This window comes from Paraburkholderia sp. A1RI-2L, assembly GCF_048957375.1.
In the GTDB taxonomy this organism is placed as follows: domain Bacteria; phylum Pseudomonadota; class Gammaproteobacteria; order Burkholderiales; family Burkholderiaceae; genus Paraburkholderia.
Genome location: NZ_JARBTA010000001.1, coordinates 2,461,670 through 2,481,741, shown reverse-complemented (window position 1 = coordinate 2,481,741; position 20,072 = coordinate 2,461,670). Strand labels below are relative to the sequence as shown.

Genomic DNA, 20,072 nt, shown 5'->3' with positions numbered 1-20,072 from the left:
GCAAGAGACAGGGACTGGAGGCAGTTCAATGGATGGCAATCCGTTTCTCAAGATTCAGAGCCTCGGCCGCGCGCTGATGCTCCCGATCGCAGTGCTGCCGGTGGCCGGCATTCTGCTGCGCTTCGGGCAGGCCGACATGCTCAACATCAAGATCATCGCCGACGCAGGCGGCGCGATCTTCGACAATCTGCCGCTGCTGTTCGCCATCGGCATCGCGGCGGGCTTCGCGAAGGACAATAACGGCGTGGCGGCGCTGGCGGGCGCGCTCGGCTATCTGGTCGAGACCGCCGTGATGAAGGACATCAACGACAAGCTCAACATGGGCGTGCTCTCGGGCGTGGTGGCCGGCGTCGTGGCGGGCATGTTGTACAACCGCTTCAAGGACATCAAGCTGCCCGAATTCCTTGCCTTCTTCGGCGGCAAGCGCTTCGTGCCGATCGTGACGGGGCTCGTGTGTCTCGTGCTCGGCATCGTGTTCGGCTATGCGTGGGGGCCGGTGCAGAGCGCGATCGACACGGCGGGCCACTGGCTCACCACGGCGGGCGCGATCGGCACCTTCGTCTATGGCTTGCTGAACCGCCTGCTGCTCGTGACCGGCCTGCATCACATCCTGAACTCGCTCGTGTGGTTCGTGTTCGGCTCGTTCACGCCCGCCGCCGGCGGCGCGGCCGTGACCGGTGACCTGCACCGCTTCTTCGCGGGCGACCCCACCGCGGGCGGCTTCATGGCCGGCTTCTTCCCGGTGATGATGTTCGGCCTGCCGGCCGCGTGTCTCGCAATGCTGCACGAGGCGCCCAAGGAGCGCCGCGCAATGGTGGGCGGCCTGCTGCTCTCGATGGCGCTCACCTCGTTCCTCACGGGCGTGACCGAGCCGATCGAGTTCACCTTCATGTTCCTCGCGCCGGTGCTCTACGGCATCCACGCGGTGCTCACGGGGCTGTCGCTGGCGATCTGCTCGCTGCTGAACATCAAACTCGGCTTCACGTTCTCGGCGGGTGCGATCGACTACGTGCTGAACTACGGTCTTTCGACGCACGGCTGGGAAGCGATTCTGCTCGGCATCGCCTATGCGGTGGTGTATTACGTGCTGTTCCGCTTCTTCATCCGCCGCTTCAATCTGCCGACGCCGGGCCGCGAAGCCTCGGCCGGCGACACGGCCATCGCGTCGTCGATGTCGGGCGTGGAAGCGCCGGCTGCCGGCGTGGCAGCGGCCACATCGCTCTCGCGCGCGGCGCGCTATATCGATGCGCTCGGCGGTGCGGCCAATCTGAAGGTAGTCGATGCGTGCACGACGCGCCTGCGTCTCACCGTGGCCGATCCGGCACACGTGTCCGAGCCGGCGCTCAAGGCAATCGGCGCGCGCGGCGTGCTCAAGCGCGGCGGCGAAAGCGTGCAGGTCATCATCGGGCCGGAGGCCGACATGATTGCCGACGAGATCCGTCGCGAGATCGCCAGCGGCCGCCCGGCTGCGGCTGCGGTGAAGGCGGCGCCGGTGGCGCAGGCGGTTCCGCAGGCTGCGGCACAGTCCTCTGCTGTCACGAACGATGAAACCGGTCCGCTCGACCCGAATCCGTCGCGTTGGCTGGCCGTGCTGGGCGGCGTGGCGAACATCGTGTCGCTCGATGCGGTCGCGGTCACGCGCTTGCGCGTGATCGTGCGCGATCCGGCTGCGGTCGATCGTGCCCAGCTTGGCGCGCTCGATGTGGCCTGGGTGTCGGCGGATACGCTGCACATCGTCGTGGGCAGCGCGGCGCAGCGTTATGCGCGTGAACTCGCCTTGCAGGCAGCCTGAACTGCTTCTTGTTGCAATGAACAAACCGGCGCTCGCGCCGGTTTATTCATTTCTCGAACACGGGTCCGAGCCTCACTCCGCGCTATCGTCGGCACCGTCCACCACGTGCTGCTGATCGAGCCACATCACGTTGATGATCCCGAAGCCGAGCGCCACGCCGATCCCCAATATCCAGGTGAAGTACCACATCGTTGCCACTCCTGTGTAGATTGCGTTGCGGCCCGCCGCCGGGCCGCGCGGCGGCTTGTTCAATACAACGAATTGCGCTTGTCCTCGACGGTCTCGACGGTCACCTTGCCGCGCATGATGCGGTACGCCCAGGTGGTGTAGGCGAGCACGATCGGCAGGAAGATGATCACGGCCACCAGCATGATTTCGAGCGTGGTCTTGCTGGAGGTGGAATCCCACACCGTGAGGCTCGAACGCGGGTCCAGCGACGAAGGCATGATGAACGGAAACATCGAGAAGCCCGCCGTGAGAATCACGCCGACGATCAACAGCGAGGTGCCGGCGAAGGCCGTCTTTTCGAGCCGCGAGCCTGCCAGCACGCATGCGATCACGCCGCCGAGAATGCCAAGCGCCGGCGCGATCGCCATCCACGGATAGAGTCCGTAGTTGCTGAGCCACAGGCCCGTGCGGGGTTCGACGCTTTTCAGGAGCGGATTGGCGACGCTGTCGTACGGTGCGGGCGTCGTGATCGCGTAGCCGCCGATCACCGTCGCCACGAGCGCGCCCGCCACCACGAAAAACACGACCGCGAGCGCCGAGGCAATGCGCAGCGCCTTTGACGCGCGCGCGGCCACCACGCCCTCGCTTTTCAATTTCACGAACGCAGCGCCGTGCGCCGTGAGCATGGCGAGGCTCACGAGCCCGCACAACAGCGCGAACGGATTGAGCAAGGCGAAGAAGCTGCCGTGATAGGTCACGCGCAGGTCGGAGTCATAGCTGAACGGCACGCCTTCGAGCAGATTGCCGAACGCCACGCCGAACACGAGCGCCGGCACGAAGCCGCCGACGAACAGCGCCCAGTCCCACGCGTTGCGCCATTTCGGATTCTCGCGCTTGCCGCGATAGTCGAATCCCACGGGTCGGAAGAACAGCGCGAAGAGCACGAGCAGCATCGCGAAGTAGAAGCCCGAGAACGATGCCGCGTAGACGAGCGGCCAGGCGGCGAACATCGCGCCGCCTGCAGTGATGAGCCAGACCTGATTGCCCTCCCAGGTCGCCCCCACCGTGTTGATGACGATGCGGCGCTCCGCATCGGTTTTGCCGATGAAGGGCAGCAGCACGGCGGCGCCCATGTCGAAGCCGTCGGTGAGCGAGAAGCCGATCAAGAGCACGCCGATCAGCACCCACCAGATCACTTTGAGCGTTGCGTAGTCCATGGTGTGGTTCCTGTGTGTTTCGCTGGTGTTCCTGACGACACAGCCATCACGAGACGCGGTTGCTGGCCGCCGCGCCTTGCTCGTGGAAGTAGCGTCCGGTATTAAGCGCCGACGGGCCGAGGCGCGCGTACTTGAACATCAGCGTGATTTCGATGATGAAGAGCGCCGTGTAGAACACCACGAAGCCTGCGAGGCTCAGCCATACGTCGCCGGGAGCGAGGCTCGACACCGAAAGGTGGGTGGGCAGCACTTCGGCGATGGTCCACGGCTGGCGGCCAAGCTCGGCTACGACCCAGCCGAACTCCGCCGCGAGCCACGGCAGGGGAATCGCCCACACTACCCAGCGCAGGAACCAGCGGCGATTTTCCTTGAGCAGCGTGCGCTGCGCGCAGAACCAGAACGCGAGCACGAAGGTCGCGAGGAACAGCATGCCGAGCGCCACCATCACGCGGAACGACCAGAACACCGGAGCGACGGGCGGAATCGAATGCTTTGCGGCGGCTTTGATCTGCGCGGGCGTGGCGTCGACCACATTCGGTGCGAATTGCTTCAGGAGCAGGCCGTAGCCGAGGTCGGCCTTGTGCGCTTCGAATACGTCGCGCGTGGCCGTGTCGGCGCTGCCTTCCTTCATCTTTTGCAGCGCGGCGTAGGCGAGCATGCCGTTCTGGATACGCACTTCCGCGCGCCCCATCAGATCCTTCAGGCCGATCACCGGCTCGTCGATCGAGCGCGTGGCGATGATGCCCATCAGGTATGGGATGCGGATGGCGTAGTCGGTGCGCTCTTCGTTCTGGTTAGGGATGCCGAACAGCGTGAACGGCGCCGGAGCGGGCGCGGTGTCCCATTCGGCTTCGATGGCGGCCAGCTTGACCTGCTGGACCTCGCCTGTGCGATAGCCCGATTCGTCGCCGAGCACGATTACGCAAAGCGTCGACGCAAGACCGAAGCCCGCGGCAATCGCGAACGAGCGCAGCGCGAAATCCACGTCGCGGCGGCGCAGCAGATACCACGACGAAATGCCGAGCACGAACATCGACGCAGTCACGTAGCCGGCAGACACCGTATGCACGAACTTCACCTGGGCGACCGGGTTGAAGATCACCTGGAAGAGGCTCGTGAGCTCCATTCGCATGGTTTCGTAGTTGAACGCAGCGCCCACGGGGTTCTGCATCCAGCCATTGGCGATGAGAATCCACAGTGCGGAAAGATTCGAGCCGAGCGCGACGAAGAACGTGGTGAGCAAATGCCCGCCCTTCGACATGCGGTTCCAGCCGAAGAAGAACAGGCCCACGAAGGTCGACTCGAGGAAGAACGCGGCCAATCCTTCCACGGCGAGCGGCACGCCGAAGATATCGCCCACGTAGTGCGAGTAGTACGACCAGTTGGTGCCGAACTGGAATTCCATCGTGAGTCCCGTGGTGACACCCATCACGAAATTGATCGCGAAGAGCTTGCCCCAGAACTGCGTCATGTCCTTGTAGATGGCTTTGCCGGTCATCACATAGACCGATTCCATGATGACGAGGAGCCATGACAGGCCCAGCGTGAGCGGCACGAACAGGAAGTGGTAGAGCGCGGTGACCGCGAACTGCAGCCGCGATAGATCAACGGTTTCGCTAATTGGCATGGCGCAGATCCCTTTGAGATGGAGGTGCTCCGGGCGGACTGGCACCGGGCTGCATGGGCACGGAGAGGAGGGCTTGGGCGACCGCTGCCGGCGGCATGCTCATGTTCTCGGCCTGCGGATGGCTAAAAAATGCGTATTTGAGCGCCATCAGCAGCACAAGCTTGAGGGCGAGGACGAGAACGATGTCGCGGCTGAAGGTCGGGCCGCGAGCCCACTGAAGCAAGCGCACGCGCAGCAACGGTCGCGCACGCGCAGGCGAACCGGAGGTTGGAATCATGACGATGTCAGATTAGGGCCGAATCACACATGAAATCATCTTACGAAGAAATGGGAAATTACGGCATGAAGATGTACGAATTACTGTAGGGCAAAAGAAAAAGCCCCACTCTCGGTAAGAGTGGGGCTTTGCGTGCCGAGCCTCGTGGCGCGGCCTTCTCGCGGCTTCGTGCGACTCAGTGTCTCAGCTGAAGCTTAGGCGTACTCGGCCAGCGCAGTGCGCATCTTCTTCATGGCGCTGGCTTCGATCTGGCGGATGCGCTCGGCCGAGACGCCGAATTCGTCGGCCAGTTCGTGCAGCGTCGAGCCGCCCGAGCCGTCGTCGTCGACGTTCAGCCAGCGCGCCTCGATGATGCGGCGGCTGCGCGCATCGAGGGCTTCCAGAGCGCTTGCAATGCCGTCCGATTGCAGGCGGTCGCGTTGGCGCGAGGCGATCACGGCGGTGGGCTCGCTATGCGAGTCGGAGAGCCAGGCGATCGGGGCGAACGACTCTTCGCCGTCTTCGGTCTGGCTTTCGAGCGCGATGTCCGAACCCGAAAGGCGCGTTTCCATCTCCACGACTTCTTCGCGCTTCACGTTCAGTTCCTGCGCGAGGCCGTCGATTTCCTCGGGCGTGAACGACTGCAGGCCCTGCTTGTGGCTGCGCAGGTTGAAGAACAGCTTGCGCTGCGCCTTGGTCGTGGCGACCTTCACCATGCGCCAGTTGCGCAGGATGTACTCGTGAATCTCCGCCTTGATCCAGTGCATGGCGTAGGACACGAGACGTACGTTCTGCTCGGGGTCAAAGCGCTTCACAGCCTTCATCAGGCCGATATTGCCTTCCTGGATCAGGTCGGCATGCGGCAGGCCGTAGCCCAGGTAATTGCGCGCGATGGACACCACGAGGCGCAGGTGCGACAGCACAAGACGGCGCGCGCCTTCGAGATTGTTTTGCTCGCGAAACTCGGTCGCGAATTGGCGCTCCTCTTGCGGCGTCAACATCGGGATCCGGTTCACGGCCTGAATGTAGGCGTCGATGTTGCCGAGCTGGCCGGGCAGCATGGAAGCGTTCGCGAGCGCCAGTACACCCGAACCCCCGGCCTTGGCCGACGACGGGCTAAGCACACTCGGAAGGGTCATGGTCATTGCGTTGCTCACGTAGCGAACTCCTAAGGGATCTTGCGAAAGTCAGACATCGACTCCACGGTGGATGTTAGCACTCTCAATTAACGAGTGCTAATACTTCGAGTCTGTAGGGACTTCAAGGTTCCGTTCACTCCTATCGAAATATTTGTTTCGATAGATTTCGACGAATCCGCGAGAGGCAAGCTGGACGGGGTTTGCCGCGCGGTGCAGTCCTGGAAGACACTGAAGGCCGAAGAAATACTCTAGAACGCGTTGCCATCCGTCGCGGATGAAGTCGAGGAAAAAGCCGGGAATCGCGATGCGCTCCAGAGGCGGCTGACACCCTGGGGTCACGCCTTTATCATGGCCCTAATTTCTCCGCCGGGATCTGTTCAATAGACAACGGGGCGGCCCAAAAGTGCTGCGATGCGACATTCATGGCCGGTCAGGCACGTCGCGCTGCGCATTGGCGATGATTTATCCTGGATGGAGGCGATGCTTTTGATCGCAAGTTTCCATGCGTCAAAACCTGGTATAAATTTCATCGAGGCGCGTGCGAGAAATCTTCGGCGCGGATCGACGCGACGATGCGGACTCTTGCGCAAGGGGCTCGAGCAATGGCTGCAAAAATAATCGATGCGATTCGCGGGTTGGAGCGCGAGCGGTTTCGCGCAATGGTGGACGGCGACGGCTCGTCGCTGGAACAACTCCTCTCCGACAACGCCACCTTCATCCACACGAACGGCAAACGAGAGACCAAGCAGCAGTTCATCGATGCGATCACGGCGGGGCGCCGCCGCTATCGCCAGATCGAGATCCAGTCGCAGGATGTGCTGCCGGTGGGGCGCGAGGCCTGCGTGATCTCGGGCCGCGCGCTGATCGAAATGGAAGCGAACAACGGCGCGTTGCTCTATCCCATTGCCTACACGGCGATTCAGACCCAGGAGGATGGCCACTGGCGTCTGCTCGCGTGGCAGGCGACGCGTTGCGCTGTCGAGTGACGACCGGTAGGTCCACTCGCCGATATCGCTTGCTGAGCGTATCGGGCGCACGCCGACGGCCCGTTTTGCCGCCGGCGCTCAACGCTAAGCCCGGGTACTGCTTTCTGCCGAACCGCTGGTTTCACCATGCCGCCGCGTCTGTGCGAGGAGCGGCATGCATGCCGGTGTAATCAGGCCGCCGCGCGCTGGTCAACCCGAGGCCAGGCGGCGCGGTTGACCGCGCTCACCACGGCGGCGACAGCCGCATGGGCGGCGTCGTCGGCCACGCCGGCGCCGTGACGCAGCGGCTGGCCGCCCACGCGGCAACCGACGAATACCGCCGTGGCGCCCTGCGTCGTGCGCATGGTTTCGAATGAAGTGATTTCGACGCTTTCCCCCGAGGCTGCCGCAATCGCCCCGGCCATTGCCTGGGCGTGGGCCTGATCGATCTGCGCCGCTGCCGGCATGGCGACGTCGCGGCCTTCCCAGCGCACCCGCCCCGCGCCGGCGTGCGTGGCTGGACCGTGCGTCTCGAGGTATTCGCGCGTGAAGAGCGCGCAAATTGCGTCGCCCGAAATTTCCTCGCCCGAGCCGTCGGTGACCGTCTGCACGGCGTGGCTGAATTCGATCTGCACGCGGCGCGGCGGCGTGAAGCCCATGCCGCGCTCGAGCAGCCAGGTGGCGCCGCCCTTGCCCGACTGGCTGTTCACGCGGATCACGGCGTCGTAGCTGCGGCCGAGATCGGCGGGATCGATCGGCAGATAGGGCACTTCCCAGACGGCGTCGGGTTGTTGCTGCGCAAAGCCCTTGCGGATCGCGTCCTGATGCGAGCCCGAAAACGCCGTGAACACGAGGTCGCCCGCATACGGGTGGCGTGGATGCACCGGCAACTGGTTGCAGCGCTCGACCACGCGGCGCACGGCGTCGATATCGGAGAAGTCGAGGCCCGGGTCGATGCCTTGCGTATAGAGATTCATTGCGAGCGTGACGAGATCGACATTGCCGGTGCGCTCGCCGTTGCCGAACAGGCACCCCTCGATGCGGTCCGCGCCCGCGAGCAGCGCCATTTCGGCGGCGGCCACGGCCGTGCCGCGGTCGTTGTGCGGATGCACCGAGAGCACGATGCTGTCGCGGTATGCGAGGTTGCGGTCCATCCACTCGATCTGGTCCGCGTAGACGTTGGGCATCGCGGCTTCGACCGTCGCGGGCAGATTCACGATCATCTTGTGATCGTGCGTCGGGCGCCAGGTCTGGGCGACGGCGTCGCAGACTTCGCGCGCGAACGAAAGCTCGCTCATGCTGAAGGTCTCGGGCGAGTACTGGTAGATCCAGTGCGTGTCGGGGCGCGCGTCGGCGTATTCGCGGATCAGGCGCGTGCCTTCCACGGCAAGCGCTTTCACCTCGTCCTTCGATTGCCCGAACACGATCTTGCGGAACGACGGGCAGATCGCGTTGTAGAGGTGCACGATCGCGCGCGGTGCGCCTTCGAGCGCCTCGAACGTGCGGGCGATGAGTTCTTCGCGCGATTGCACGAGCACTTCGATCGTCACGTCATCGGGAATGCGCTTTTCGTCGATCAGCTTGCGCACGAAATCGAAGTCGGTTTGCGACGCCGACGGAAAGCCGACTTCGATCTCCTTGAAGCCGATCTCGACCAGCATTTCGAAGAACTCGAGCTTCTGCTCGATGCTCATCGGCTCGATCAGCGACTGGTTGCCATCGCGCAGGTCGGTGCTCATCCAGATGGGCGCGTGCTCGACGGTGCGGGTTGGCCATCGGCGGCCGTTCAAACGGATGGCGGGGAAAGGGCGGTATTTCTCGGCGGGATTACGCAACATGACATGCCTCGTTCTTCATGGTGTCGTTTGCGATGGTGGTCGGCAGCGAGCGGCTGGCTTGCTGACGACGAGGCACGATGTACGCAACGGAGCGCACAACTTCCGGCGAACGGGCGGCAACCACGGACGCGAAGAAGCAGGCCACGGGGACGGCGGTAACCGGCGCGGCAAAAAAGGACGTGAACGAAGCCCATGCAACGTGCATTTTGACCCTCGCGACTCGTCCGAACGGTAAACGGACGAATGCAGACGACTAGGTTGTAGAGAAACTGCGGTTTGGGGTACTGCGAGAACTGCTTGGGAGGACTGCCGACCGGAGAGGTGGTCGTGCAGCGCTACGCCTGGCTTACGCTAGACGTAGCGATAGGGCCGCTAGGCGGCCGGAGGTAATTCGGAGGGTGTTCGGAAAGGAACGCATTCGTCCAATGTAAGTCAGGACCGGCGAATGTGTCAACAGCGAATTCGCTACGCTACGTTGACCAGCGTGGGCCTAAACGCCGTACCTAAACGCCGTACCTAAGCGTCGTACCTAAGCGTCGTACCTAAACGCGCTTCGCGATGCGCTTGATGGTTTCGACCTGGCGGGCAATGGCGTCGGGCACCGGCGCATGGCCGCGCAGCACCGCTTCGATCCAGGTTGCCGTCGTGGGGGCGTCACGGCCTTCGGGCAAGTCGACTTCGGGCGTATCCGGTGACGAGCGCACAGGCTCGATCAAGGTCTCGCAGACACCGTCGTGTAGCCAGTCCACCTGCACCTGGCGGCGCGTGTCGGCGACCGCTTCGCCTTCGGTGCCGCGCGCGAGTAGCGCGCCGCCCACGGCTGCATCGGCGTGCGCCGCGAACAGGGCGCTCAGGCTTTCGCGATAGGCGGGATGCGTGTAGTTCACGAGCCGCAGCCCGGGGTGCGCGAACGGCTGCAGCAGCTTGACGAGCGTATGCGTGGAATTGCGCACGCCCATGCGCCTGCGCAGCGACAGGAGACGCGCGAGCCTCGGCGCGAGCGTTTCGATCGACGCGAATGCCACGCGGCGCTCGCCAAGCTGAGCCTCGATTTCGGCGTGATCGTGCGCGGCGGGCAGGTTCAGTGCGGCGAAGATTTCCGCGCTCGTCACGCGGCCCGGATCTTCGGCGACGCCGTGCACAAGCGTCGGCACGCCTTCGCGCGCTAGCAGCAGCGCGAGCAGCGGCACGAGGTTCGGCTGTTTGCGCGCGCCGTTGTAGCTCGGAATCGACACCGGGCGATACGCGCCCTCGGCTACCGCGATGGGCGTGAACGACGCGTGTGCGGCGGCGAGCATCGAGGCGAGTTCGTCGGCGGTCTCGCCCTTGAGCCGGTAGGCGAGCAGCACCGCACCCAGTTCGAGCTCGGGCACGCGGCCGTCGAGCATCGCCGTGTAGAGCGCCTGCGTGTCTTCCGGCGACAGCGAACGCGCACCGTGCGGCCCGCGGCCGATCTCCTTGATGAAGCGGGCGCAGGAGAAGGTGTCGGTGGAATCGGGGGCGTTCATGGCGGCGTGGTGAATGGAGCGATTGGGGCGATTGGGGCGATTGGAGCGATTGGAGCGATTGGGGCGGGTCCGGACTGCTTGCATCTGTAAGTTGGACCGGCTCGGTCTGAATCGGTCCAGGTAGTCCAGAGCAAAAGAAGATGCGGCAAGTATCGCACGAGCGCCGCGGCGCATCGTCTCCGCAGCGCGTTACACTCGCGTTCTACGTCGCGCGGGCGTTATCGATGTGCCTGTGCGGCTCGCTCGCTTGCCGTGCGCTTTGAGCGGCGCGCGGCGCATCCCAAGATGGAGAACCCGATGACATACGTATTCGACCCGGTACCGCAAGCCGCCGTGCCCGTGGCAGGCAGCGATGTGCACTTTCCGGTGCGCCGCATCTACTGCGTCGGTCGCAATTACGAGGCGCACGCGCGTGAGATGGGCCACGATCCGAGCCGCGAGCCGCCGTTCTTTTTCGCCAAGCCCGCCGATGCGCTGCTCTACGTCGCGCCCGGCACGACCGCCGAATTCCCGTATCCCACGCAGTCGCAGAATGTCCACTTCGAGATGGAACTGGTCGCCGCGCTCGGTAAGGGCGGCAAGAATATTCCGGTCGAGCACGCGCTCGACCACGTATTCGGCTATGCGCTCGGACTCGACATGACGCGCCGCGACTTGCAGGCCGAAGCGAAGAAGCTCGGCCGCCCGTGGGATATCGCGAAGGGTTTCGACCATTCCGCGCCCATCGGCCCGATTCATCGCGTGGCGGACGTCGGCCGGATGGCTAATGGCGCGATCTGGCTCTCGGTGAACGGCGAGGAGAAGCAGCGCTCCGACATTTCGCAGATGATCTGGCCCGTTGCCGACACCATCGCGTTTCTCTCCACGCTCTTCGAGCTGAAGGCGGGCGATCTGATCTATACGGGCACGCCGGAAGGCGTTGGTGCGGTGAAGCCGGGCGATGTGATGAAGGGCGGCGTGGACGGCATCGGCGAGTTCTCCGTGCGCGTGGTGTGAAGCGAGACAGAGGACCGGCAAGCTCTGCATGGGACCGGAGCACGAGCTTTGCATGGGACCGGAGTAAGTGCCAAAGCAATCACTCCGATCGACAAAAGACATGAGGGGAGCATGAAGCTTTACAGCTATTTTCGTAGTTCGGCATCGTATCGCGTACGCATCGCGCTGAACCTGAAGAACCTGCCGTACGAGTACGTGCCGGTGCATCTGGTGCGCGAGGGCGGCGAGCAACTGAAGCCCGCGTACCGCAAGGTCAATCCCGATGCGATCGTGCCGACGCTCATCGACGACGAGAATCATACGATTCAGCAATCGCTGGCGATCATCGAGTATCTCGAGGAAACGCATCCCGAGCCGCCGTTGTTGCCGAAGTCGCCCGCCGACCGCGCACACGTGCGCTCGATTGCGCTGCAGATCGCGTGCGAAATTCATCCGCTCGACAATCTGCGCGTGCTGAGATACCTGAAGCACACGCTGGGCGTGGATGATGCAGCCAAGGATGCCTGGTATCGGCACTGGATCGAAGCTGGCTTCGCCACGCTGGAGCAGCGCCTTGCGAACGATCCGCGCACGGGCAAGCTCTGCTACGGCGATACGCCGACTCTCGCCGACCTGTGCCTCGTGCCGCAGATTTACAACGCGCATCGCTTCAAGATCGACACGGCGCGCTATCCGACCATCCAGCGCATCCACGACCATGCGGTGCAGCTCGATGCGTTCGTGCGCGCCGCGCCGGGCGTGCAACCGGACGCCGAGTGACGCGGGCGCGGGCGCGCTTGTCCCGCTTGTGCATGAGCGCATGAAAAAAGGCGTCGTTCGCGAGAACGACGCCTTTTGCATGTGCATCAATTCGTCCTTGCAGCGGGATAGGATCAGTTCCCGAGCAGCGCATCCGCGAATTCTTCGGCCACGAACGGCTGAAGGTCCTCGACCTTCTCGCCCACGCCGATGAAGTACACCGGGATCGGACGCTGACGCGCGATGGCAGCGAGAATGCCGCCCTTCGCGGTGCCGTCGAGCTTGGTGACGATGAGGCCGGTCAGGTCGAGCGCATCGTCGAATACTTTTACCTGCGTGAGCGCGTTCTGGCCCGTGTTCGCGTCGATCACGAGCAGCACTTCGTGCGGCGCGCCGTCGAGCGCCTTGCCGATCACGCGCTTGACCTTCTTGAGCTCGTCCATGAGATGCAGCTGCGTGGGCAGACGGCCGGCCGTATCAGCCATTACCACATTGATGCCGCGCGCGCGCGCCGCGCTCACTGCGTCGAAGATCACGGCGGCGGGGTCGCCGCTTTCCTGCTGCACGACCGTCACGTTGTTGCGCTCGCCCCAGATCGCGAGCTGTTCGCGCGCGGCGGCGCGGAACGTGTCGCCAGCAGCCAGCAGCACGCTCTGGTTGAAGCTCTGCATATGTTTGGCGAGCTTGCCGATGCTCGTGGTCTTGCCCGCACCGTTCACGCCCGCGATCATCATCACGAGCGGCTGCGCGCGGCCCAGCATCAGCGATCTTTCGAGTGGCTTGAGCAGGTCGACGAGCAACTGGCGCAACGCATTCTTCACTTGCTGGGCGTCGGTCAGGCGCTCGGCGCGCACTTTCTGGCGCAGCGTTTCCAGCAGGTACTCGGTCGCGTCGACGCCCGCGTCGGACATCAGCAGTGCGGTCTCGAGCTCTTCGTAAAGGTCATCGTCGATCTTGGCGTTGACGAAGATGCTCTGAATGTTCGAGCTGGTCTTCGAAAGCCCGGACTTCAGGCGCGAGAGCCATGACTTTTTCGCGCTGGCGTCGGGCGCGGGCGGCGGGACGATTTCGACGGCTTCGTTTTCGTAGGTGCCCTGGGCTTCGACCGCCTCGGCTGGGGGCGCCATGGAGACCGGTGCAGCGGAAGAGTGGTCGTCGGGCAGGGCGGGCGCCGATGCGTCGGGCGTCGCTGGCGCTTCGGGCGCCGCGTCGGTTTCGGCCGCCTCGTTTCCGGCGCCCTTTGAGCCCCGGAGTCGTTTGAAGAAACTGAACATGGTCTGGTGTGAGGAAAACGCGCTGCGGGTCTGACCGAGGAACGGTCATCGACGTCGCTCATCGACGTGGCACAAGTGGGCAACGTGGCGGGCAACGCGTGGAAAACACGTCATTTTATCAGGCGCTTCCCGGCGCGTCGTTGCTGCAGACGTGCGGTAGATATCCAGCGCGCGCCCGGCCCTGTGGTAACGTTCGCGCATTGGCCGGCGCGGTGTCTGCCGGCGCAGATCGGCACCGATTCACTCAGAAAAAAAGCGCATGGCCCGTTCATCTTCCCCGCGCCCGCAAGGTGCGCGCGCCGCTCTTGGCGCAAAACCCGGCGCGCAAGCCGGCCGTGCCGGCGGCACGCACACGATCCGCATCATCGGCGGCGACTGGAAACGCACGCCGCTCCCAGTGCTCGATCTCGAGGGCCTGCGGCCCACGCCCGACCGCGTGCGCGAAACGCTCTTCAACTGGCTCGGCCAGCGCCTCGATGGCCAGCGCTGCCTAGACCTGTTCGCGGGCAGCGGCGCGCTCGGCTTCGAAGCGGCGTCGCGCGGCGCGGCGCGTGTGGTGATGGTCGAGCGCAACGCGCGCGCGGCCGCGCAATTGCGCGCGAACCAGGCGCATCTGGCGGCGCGCATGATCGAAGTGGCCGAAGCCGACGCGCTGCGGCTCGCCGCCAGTCTCGCGCCGGGATCGTTCGACGTCGTGTTCCTCGATCCGCCGTTTGGCGATGCCGCGCTGCTCGTGCGCTCGCTTGAACTGGCGGCGCCCCTCGTCGCGCCTGATGGCTGGCTCTACGTGGAGTCTGGCGAGCCCGTGGATCCCGCGGCGCAGCCCGCGTTGGGGGGCTGGAGCGTGGTGCGCGAGGGCAAGGCAGGGGCGGTTCACTATCATTTGCTGCAACGCGAAAATGAGGAATAATGCGCGTTCGATAAGGAAGCGGGCGGGCGGATTCTGGCGCCACGCAGGCACTTGCGCATGCGGCGTATCAACCGCGCATTGCGCCCCATTTCAGTTGAGAGGAGAAGCCTCATGGTAGTCGCCGTGTACCCCGGTACGTTCGATCCGCTCACGCGCGGTCACGAAGATCTCGTGCGGCGCGCGTCGAGCATTTTCGACACGCTGGTGGTCGGTGTCGCCGACAGCCGCAACAAGAAGCCGTTCTTCTCGCTCGAAGAGCGGCTCGACATTGCGCATGAGGTGCTCGGCCACTATCCGAACGTTCAGGTCATGAGCTTCAAGGGCCTGCTCAAGGATTTTGTGCGCAATAACAACGCACGCGTGATCGTGCGCGGCTTGCGCGCCGTGTCGGACTTTGAATACGAGTTCCAGATGGCGGGCATGAACCGCTACCTGCTGCCCGATGTTGAAACGATGTTCATGACGCCATCGGATCAATATCAGTTCATTTCGGGCACGATCGTGCGCGAAATCGCCCAATTGGGCGGTGATGTCAGCAAGTTCGTGTTCCCCTCAGTGGAAAAGCGACTCCAGGACAAGGTGGCCGCGCTCGGCGGCCCGGCGTGATCAACGCCTGAGTTCGAGCGGCACCCGCCGTAGCCATTATTTGTGCGGCGCCGCCTTTTTTGCTTCTCTCAAGTGGCCGCAGGCGCGCGGCTGCGTGCTTGGACGCCCCGGCATCGTTGCGGTCGCAGCGCTATAATTAATTGTTTTTGAAGGGAAACGTGAGAGTAGTATGGCCCTGATGATTACCGACGAGTGCATCAATTGAAAATTGGGGTCATATCATTGATTTGACCATGGGCTGAGGCTTTCCAGCTTTTCCAATTGTCCGAAATCATGTTTTTGCAACTCAACTGCAACTCAGAGGCAAAAACATGGCGACATTCAGTCAGCGCAGCGGACGCTGGCAAGTCAAAGTTAATCGCAAGGGATTTCCTACGCAGTACAAATCATTTGCGACGAAGGCAGAAGGGCAAGTCTGGGCACGTTCCGTCGAAACGTCGATGGACGACGGAACGTGGGTCGATCCGGCAGGTACGACCGACATAACCTTCGGCAAACTGCTGGAGCGTTACAAGGAATCGATCACGCCGACCAAGCGTAGCAGGCGCAGCGAAGAATATCGGATCGGCAAAATGCTGCGCCACAAGATCGCCGAGTACAGCATGCGCAATCTGACGGCCAGTCTGCTGGCTGATTACCGTGATCAACGTCTCAAGGTGGCTACCAACTCGTGCGTCTGCCGCGAACTCGCGACGATCAGCGCCGTGATTACGCATGCGCAACGTGAATGGGGACTCTCAGTAAGCAATCCGACGAAGCTTGTGAAAAAGCCCCGATTGCCGCCTGGGCGGAATCGCATATTGAAGCCTGCCGAGCTTGATCGCCTCCTGCATGAACTGCATGCGGAGCGCCATGAATTACGGAGCAGGTGGCTGCTCCCGCTCGTGAAGCTTGCGCTGGAGACAGCGATGCGGCAGGGCGAATTGCTGTCTCTGGAATGGAGGCACGTCGATTTCGATCAGCGCACGGCCTATCTGCCGATGACGAAAAATGGTAGGGATCGGTATGTTCCATTGAGCAGTGCCGCGATTGCGATTCTGGAGGAGTTGGAGCGCATCGACGAGCGCGTTATTCCGATCAGCCAGAACGTTGTCTTATGTGCGTGGCCGCGAGCGTGCAAGCGTGCCGGAATCGAGAACTTTCACTTTCACGATCTACGGCACATGGCAACGACGAGTCTTGCTAAAAAGCTGCCGAACGTGATCGAGCTTGCATCCGTGACCGGACATTCCAACGTTCAGATGCTGAGTCGGTACTACCACACGTCGGCGAGCGAACTGGCGAAGAAGCTCGGATAAGCCCTGATAACTTGTGTATACCGTACACAAGAGAAATCTCGAAAAACGCAGTTCTCTGACGACGAAGCCCTGTTCGATTACGTGCGAACAGGGCTTGTTTTGCTTGCAAACGTCGGTTCGACCGACAATTGGCCGGACGCTGATCAGATCGGCTTTGCGTTGAGGTCGGATAGCTGCTTTTGCAGCTTCTGGATTCGGTGCGTCAAGTCGGCACGCTTCGCTGCGGCGGTCTGACGCTTGGCGGCTTGCTGCTGCGCTTTGATGCGCTGTTGTTCAAGGTCTGCTACTTCGCGCAGACCGGCGTAGGTCAGGATTTCGTGGTATCTCATCGTCGTTATTCCATTGGTTGCTCGAATATTTATGCAGCGGATGGATGCGCATGGGCCGTCCGAGCCAAGTTTGGAGCGGGGACAGCTTGCGATGTACGACGATTCTTCGGCGAGCTATATCGAATGGCGCCAACGTTGTGCGGCACAACATCTTGCGTAGCTGAAACTTTTCGTTGGCTTATTTGGTATTTCGGCCTTCATCGGACGAAAAGTTTACGGTACTGTTTACCGGCGATCGATCTGGGCAGCAAAAAGTGCAGATCCGTCGTCCGGTCAGCCGCCAAGACTCTTCCGAAGCGACAGGTGGCTATTTTAAGGTTGAGCGCGAACATAAACCGTAAAGCATCGTTGCAAATGATCGCGCGATCGTCATAGGAGTAGAAGTATGGCGAGCAGATTGAAGCCTGGGCAGCCCGCGCCACGTTCAGGCGAATACGGGATAGTGGGTCCGCGTGGCGGGGATACCGGACAAGAACGTACGGCGGTGAAGGGCAAGCCATTGCCGCCGACGCCGAAACCCGGTCAGACCTATCAGATGGATCGCCCTGCGCATAATGGGGCAGGAAAACCTCCGAAGAAATAACGGTGCGGTATATCGCCCGGAATCAGTGTTTCCGGGCGATTGCGGGTTCTCTGACATTTAGTACGGGTGCTTCCATGGCCACTTTCATTGTCGGCTACGACCTAACGCATAAAGACGGTCACGACTACGCGAATCTCATTGATGCGCTGAAGACCTCCTTTTCTAACTGGTGGCACCACTTGGATTCGACGTGGGTAATCGTCACGAGCAAGACGGCGGTCGAAGTTCGGGACACGTTGTCGCCGCACATGCATCGTGATGACAAGCTTTTCGTTGCTCAAGCGTCAGGCGTAGGGGCATGGCGCGGATTTGGCGACAAGGGCTCGATCTGGTTGAAAGACAATTTGTGAGTGCCTATTTCGCGAGACAGGTGAATTTATCACCGAAGGCTTCGAAGGGGGGGGCTTCGCGCTACGTTTCCGAGCGCATCTGGCCACCGACTCAATATTGATTTTTCCTGGGGCCGGCTCGGTAGCGTCGCGCCGGTTGTCCGAAATTCTCACTAATGTGAGAAGCGGGCATATCGAACTTAGAATGCATTGGCTTTTCCTATGGATTGGGGGAGTTGCTATGGCGTATCGAAACGGAAATTACACCGCCTTTTATGTCGCTGAGCCGTTCAATTCCAGTGCGTTGGGTGCTCATGCGACGAAGGATTTTTGTTTCTATAATCTTCTGCGGACGTGGAAAGGGGCTGACGCTTCCTTTCCTTTTAATGATGCGCACGATAAAACTTACAGCGTCCGCGACGGTAGTAATTGGGAATCGACATTGAAGCCGAGACTCAGGGAGCGTCTTCGAAGCTCCAAGAATGTCGTCCTAATTCTGAGTTCCACCACAAAAAATTCCCGGGCACTCAGGGAGGAGGTCGACTACGGCATCAATGACCAAGGGCTACCGGTCATCGTTATCTACCCCGAGTACGAAACGAAGGAGAGTCTTCTGGCGAGCGGAGTGTTGAAGCAGGCAGTGAGAAATCTTTGGAATAATCTTCCAATTTTCCGTGACTCGATGAACAAAGTGCCAACACTTCACGTTCCGATGCAAAAGAGTCTTATTAAGAATGCTCTGCTGGATAGTGACTTTTTTGTCGGTAGCAAGGCGAGTCCAGATATCTATCGATATACAACGTAAACACCTAACGTCTAGAGCGAGCCGCCCGGTCCATGGCAAAAGTTAACTTCTTTGATAAGCGAGTTATCAAGAAATTTCTCGGGAGCACGTCCGTCATTGGCAGTACGCTTTCGGTGGTCGTGCTGTTTGTCGATATTCCAAGTGATTGGAAATTGCGTGGCGGTTGGCTTTTCCTAGCGCTTCTGGTTGCAATCTATTTGGTGATTTGGGTTTGGTCGAACAATCTGAACAGTATTGACATAAACGTAGAGGGGAGCAAGGTTACAGTCAAGGTGGGCGACATCTTCCAGCAGCCGGGATTGAAAGCAATCGCCTTCAATGAATACTTCGATACGCTTGTAGATAACAAGGTCATCGGCGAAGAGTCCCTCAACGGTATCTTCATCCAGAAGTATCTAGGCGCCCCTGTCTCAGAATTGGATCGCCACATTGAGAACTATGCTTTCGATCCCGGTGAGATCGTAGGGAACAACGATGATCGAAAGCAGGGTAAAAAGAAGCAGTATCAAATCGGGACAGTCTGTATTTATGATGACTATCTCCTTACCGCGTTTTCGAAATTTGATGAAAGCAACAGGGCATTGTTGACGATGCCAGAGTATCTAGAGTTTCTGATAAATTTCTGGGACAAGGTAAACAACGTATACGCTCAAAAGAGCGTTTCGACCACTGTCTTTGGGTCGGGAATAACACGCATCAAGGGACACAAAAACATTGGCGACGAAGACTTGCTGAAGATAATGCTGTGGACGTTCAGAATCAGCGAAATGAGATTTAAGTATCCTGCGAAGCTGACCATCGTCATTCACAAGGACAAGATCGATCAGATTAACCTACTTGATATCAAGTCGGCGAGAAACGGCGTCTGATCATTTCGATTGTCGGGGCGAGATCCGCGAGCGTACCGACGTTGACCACTGTCTTGCGCCTGTGGAAAACGTCGGTTCGACCGACATTTTTCGGATGCCGGTCGGATCGGCTTGGCGTTGAGGTCGGAAAGCTGTTTTTTTAACTTGTCGATTCGATGCGTCAAGTCCGCACGCTTCGCTGCGGCGGTCTGGCGTTTAGCGGATTGCTTCTGCGCTTTGATGCGCTGCTGCTCAAGGTCTGCGATTTCATGCAGGCCGGCGTGGGTCAGGATGTCGTGGTATCTCATCGTCATTGTCGCCGTAGTGGTGTGCAGGTATTTATGCAAGCGGAGACTATGATCGGCCCATCAAATCCGTCATTCGGGCTCGGCCAAGATTGCCGACAATCTATGTTAGTTGGCCTGCCGCTAGATCGAAATTCCGTACCGATGTCCGGGATCGTCACATGGTAGGATTTCAGTTCCTGCCTGACGGACTGTGAAGTTCAATGACGACCCCCAAAAAATCAGATCTCGGGAATATAAGCCTCGAACACATGTTACGAGCACCGGTGCCTCAGCCTCGGCAGCAAACTACGCCGTTACCCGGCCAAGTTCACGTACCTCGGCAGCCCGTCCCGGCTCCCAAAACAAATCCGAATCCTCCCCCTCAGAAATGATGCATCGGTTAGCCAACATGCATAACAATTGAACCTAGCGGAGAGCATATGGCAACACCAAAGAAGCCTGTTGGAACGCCGACGTTTGATCATGCGCTGCGGGCTCCAGCGCCCAAACCCAGCGGACAAACCGTTGTGCCTGGTCACGTGTCGCGTCAACCAGTGCC

General features: G+C 61.2%; 21 protein-coding genes. 11 read left to right on the top strand and 10 right to left on the bottom strand.

Annotated features, from left to right (window positions below; genetic code table 11):
* Positions 1-28: 28 nt before the first annotated feature.
* On the top strand, positions 29-1,792 hold the full coding sequence (gene nagE / locus PWP93_RS11320; RefSeq protein ID WP_421044544.1) for an N-acetylglucosamine-specific PTS transporter subunit IIBC: 1,764 nt from the start codon (positions 29-31) through the stop codon (positions 1,790-1,792).
* 72 nt (positions 1,793-1,864) lie between these two features.
* On the opposite strand, the gene cydX is transcribed toward nagE, so the two are convergent.
* The 5 genes from cydX to rpoH form a co-directional block, all read right to left on the bottom strand.
* Complete coding sequence (gene cydX / locus PWP93_RS11315) at positions 1,865-1,981, bottom strand: cytochrome bd-I oxidase subunit CydX (RefSeq protein ID WP_421022905.1); 117 nt, start codon at positions 1,979-1,981, stop codon at positions 1,865-1,867.
* 59 nt (positions 1,982-2,040) lie between these two features.
* Positions 2,041-3,177 carry a cytochrome d ubiquinol oxidase subunit II gene (cydB, locus tag PWP93_RS11310; RefSeq protein ID WP_421044543.1) on the bottom strand — a complete coding sequence of 379 codons (1,137 nt, stop codon included), beginning with the start codon at positions 3,175-3,177 and terminating at the stop codon, positions 2,041-2,043.
* A 46-nt stretch (positions 3,178-3,223) separates the two neighbouring features.
* The gene (locus PWP93_RS11305) at positions 3,224-4,804 is read right to left on the bottom strand and encodes a cytochrome ubiquinol oxidase subunit I (RefSeq protein ID WP_421022907.1); all 1,581 of its coding nucleotides are present in this window, start codon (positions 4,802-4,804) and stop codon (positions 3,224-3,226) included.
* The gene (gene cydP, locus PWP93_RS11300; protein WP_421044542.1) at positions 4,794-5,081 is read right to left on the bottom strand and encodes a cytochrome oxidase putative small subunit CydP; all 288 of its coding nucleotides are present in this window, start codon (positions 5,079-5,081) and stop codon (positions 4,794-4,796) included. Before cydP ends, PWP93_RS11305 begins: the two co-directional genes overlap by 11 nt.
* A 194-nt stretch (positions 5,082-5,275) precedes the next feature.
* Positions 5,276-6,217, bottom strand: coding sequence for an RNA polymerase sigma factor RpoH (rpoH, locus tag PWP93_RS11295; protein ID WP_421044541.1), 942 nt, complete (start codon positions 6,215-6,217; stop codon positions 5,276-5,278).
* 584 nt (positions 6,218-6,801) lie between these two features.
* Between rpoH and PWP93_RS11290 the strand changes: the two genes are divergently transcribed.
* The gene (locus PWP93_RS11290; RefSeq protein ID WP_129561084.1) at positions 6,802-7,185 is read left to right on the top strand and encodes a nuclear transport factor 2 family protein; all 384 of its coding nucleotides are present in this window, start codon (positions 6,802-6,804) and stop codon (positions 7,183-7,185) included.
* A 170-nt stretch (positions 7,186-7,355) separates the two neighbouring features.
* Here PWP93_RS11290 and leuA read toward each other — a convergent pair whose 3' ends face one another.
* Entirely contained in the window at positions 7,356-9,002 is a 1,647-nt protein-coding gene (gene leuA / locus PWP93_RS11285) for a 2-isopropylmalate synthase (RefSeq protein ID WP_421044540.1), read from the bottom strand.
* A gap of 542 nt (positions 9,003-9,544) precedes the next feature.
* Positions 9,545-10,510: a DNA-binding protein YbiB gene (gene ybiB / locus PWP93_RS11280; RefSeq protein ID WP_421044539.1), complete on the bottom strand. Its 966-nt coding sequence runs from the start codon at positions 10,508-10,510 to the stop codon at positions 9,545-9,547.
* 297 nt (positions 10,511-10,807) lie between these two features.
* On the opposite strand from ybiB, the gene PWP93_RS11275 reads away from it, so the two are divergent.
* Positions 10,808-11,506 (top strand): fumarylacetoacetate hydrolase family protein, encoded by a 699-nt coding sequence (locus tag PWP93_RS11275; protein WP_421044538.1) that lies wholly within the window; start codon positions 10,808-10,810, stop codon positions 11,504-11,506.
* Positions 11,507-11,617: 111 nt separating this feature from the next.
* Complete coding sequence (gene maiA / locus PWP93_RS11270; protein ID WP_421022913.1) at positions 11,618-12,265, top strand: maleylacetoacetate isomerase; 648 nt, start codon at positions 11,618-11,620, stop codon at positions 12,263-12,265.
* Between the two features lie 113 nt (positions 12,266-12,378).
* Here the strand turns inward: maiA and ftsY are convergent, their stop codons facing one another.
* The gene (gene ftsY / locus PWP93_RS11265) at positions 12,379-13,371 is read right to left on the bottom strand and encodes a signal recognition particle-docking protein FtsY (RefSeq protein WP_421044537.1); all 993 of its coding nucleotides are present in this window, start codon (positions 13,369-13,371) and stop codon (positions 12,379-12,381) included.
* On the opposite strand from ftsY, the gene PWP93_RS11260 reads away from it, so the two are divergent.
* The 4 genes from PWP93_RS11260 to PWP93_RS11245 all read left to right on the top strand — a co-directional run bounded on the left by PWP93_RS11260 (position 13,370) and on the right by PWP93_RS11245 (position 16,332).
* Positions 13,370-13,552: a hypothetical protein gene (locus tag PWP93_RS11260; RefSeq protein ID WP_421042616.1), complete on the top strand. Its 183-nt coding sequence runs from the start codon at positions 13,370-13,372 to the stop codon at positions 13,550-13,552. The two genes, ftsY and PWP93_RS11260, sit on opposite strands and share 2 nt — an antisense overlap.
* A 225-nt stretch (positions 13,553-13,777) precedes the next feature.
* Complete coding sequence (gene rsmD / locus PWP93_RS11255) at positions 13,778-14,428, top strand: 16S rRNA (guanine(966)-N(2))-methyltransferase RsmD (protein ID WP_421044536.1); 651 nt, start codon at positions 13,778-13,780, stop codon at positions 14,426-14,428.
* 111 nt (positions 14,429-14,539) lie between these two features.
* Complete coding sequence (gene coaD, locus PWP93_RS11250) at positions 14,540-15,034, top strand: pantetheine-phosphate adenylyltransferase (protein WP_213297710.1); 495 nt, start codon at positions 14,540-14,542, stop codon at positions 15,032-15,034.
* A gap of 311 nt (positions 15,035-15,345) precedes the next feature.
* On the top strand, positions 15,346-16,332 hold the full coding sequence (locus tag PWP93_RS11245; protein WP_421044535.1) for a tyrosine-type recombinase/integrase: 987 nt from the start codon (positions 15,346-15,348) through the stop codon (positions 16,330-16,332).
* Between the two features lie 143 nt (positions 16,333-16,475).
* Here PWP93_RS11245 and PWP93_RS11240 read toward each other — a convergent pair whose 3' ends face one another.
* The gene (locus tag PWP93_RS11240) at positions 16,476-16,661 is read right to left on the bottom strand and encodes a hypothetical protein (protein ID WP_421044534.1); all 186 of its coding nucleotides are present in this window, start codon (positions 16,659-16,661) and stop codon (positions 16,476-16,478) included.
* 657 nt (positions 16,662-17,318) lie between these two features.
* Here PWP93_RS11240 and PWP93_RS11235 point away from each other — a divergent pair.
* The 3 genes from PWP93_RS11235 to PWP93_RS11225 all read left to right on the top strand — a co-directional run bounded on the left by PWP93_RS11235 (position 17,319) and on the right by PWP93_RS11225 (position 19,247).
* Positions 17,319-17,594 (top strand): CRISPR-associated protein Cas2, encoded by a 276-nt coding sequence (locus PWP93_RS11235; protein WP_421044533.1) that lies wholly within the window; start codon positions 17,319-17,321, stop codon positions 17,592-17,594.
* A gap of 184 nt (positions 17,595-17,778) precedes the next feature.
* Complete coding sequence (locus tag PWP93_RS11230; protein WP_421044532.1) at positions 17,779-18,378, top strand: TIR domain-containing protein; 600 nt, start codon at positions 17,779-17,781, stop codon at positions 18,376-18,378.
* Positions 18,379-18,410: 32 nt separating this feature from the next.
* Positions 18,411-19,247 carry a macro domain-containing protein gene (locus PWP93_RS11225; protein WP_421044531.1) on the top strand — a complete coding sequence of 279 codons (837 nt, stop codon included), beginning with the start codon at positions 18,411-18,413 and terminating at the stop codon, positions 19,245-19,247.
* Here PWP93_RS11225 and PWP93_RS11220 read toward each other — a convergent pair.
* Complete coding sequence (locus PWP93_RS11220) at positions 19,202-19,534, bottom strand: hypothetical protein (protein WP_421044530.1); 333 nt, start codon at positions 19,532-19,534, stop codon at positions 19,202-19,204. The genes PWP93_RS11225 and PWP93_RS11220 overlap by 46 nt on opposite strands.
* Positions 19,535-20,072 lie beyond the last annotated feature (538 nt).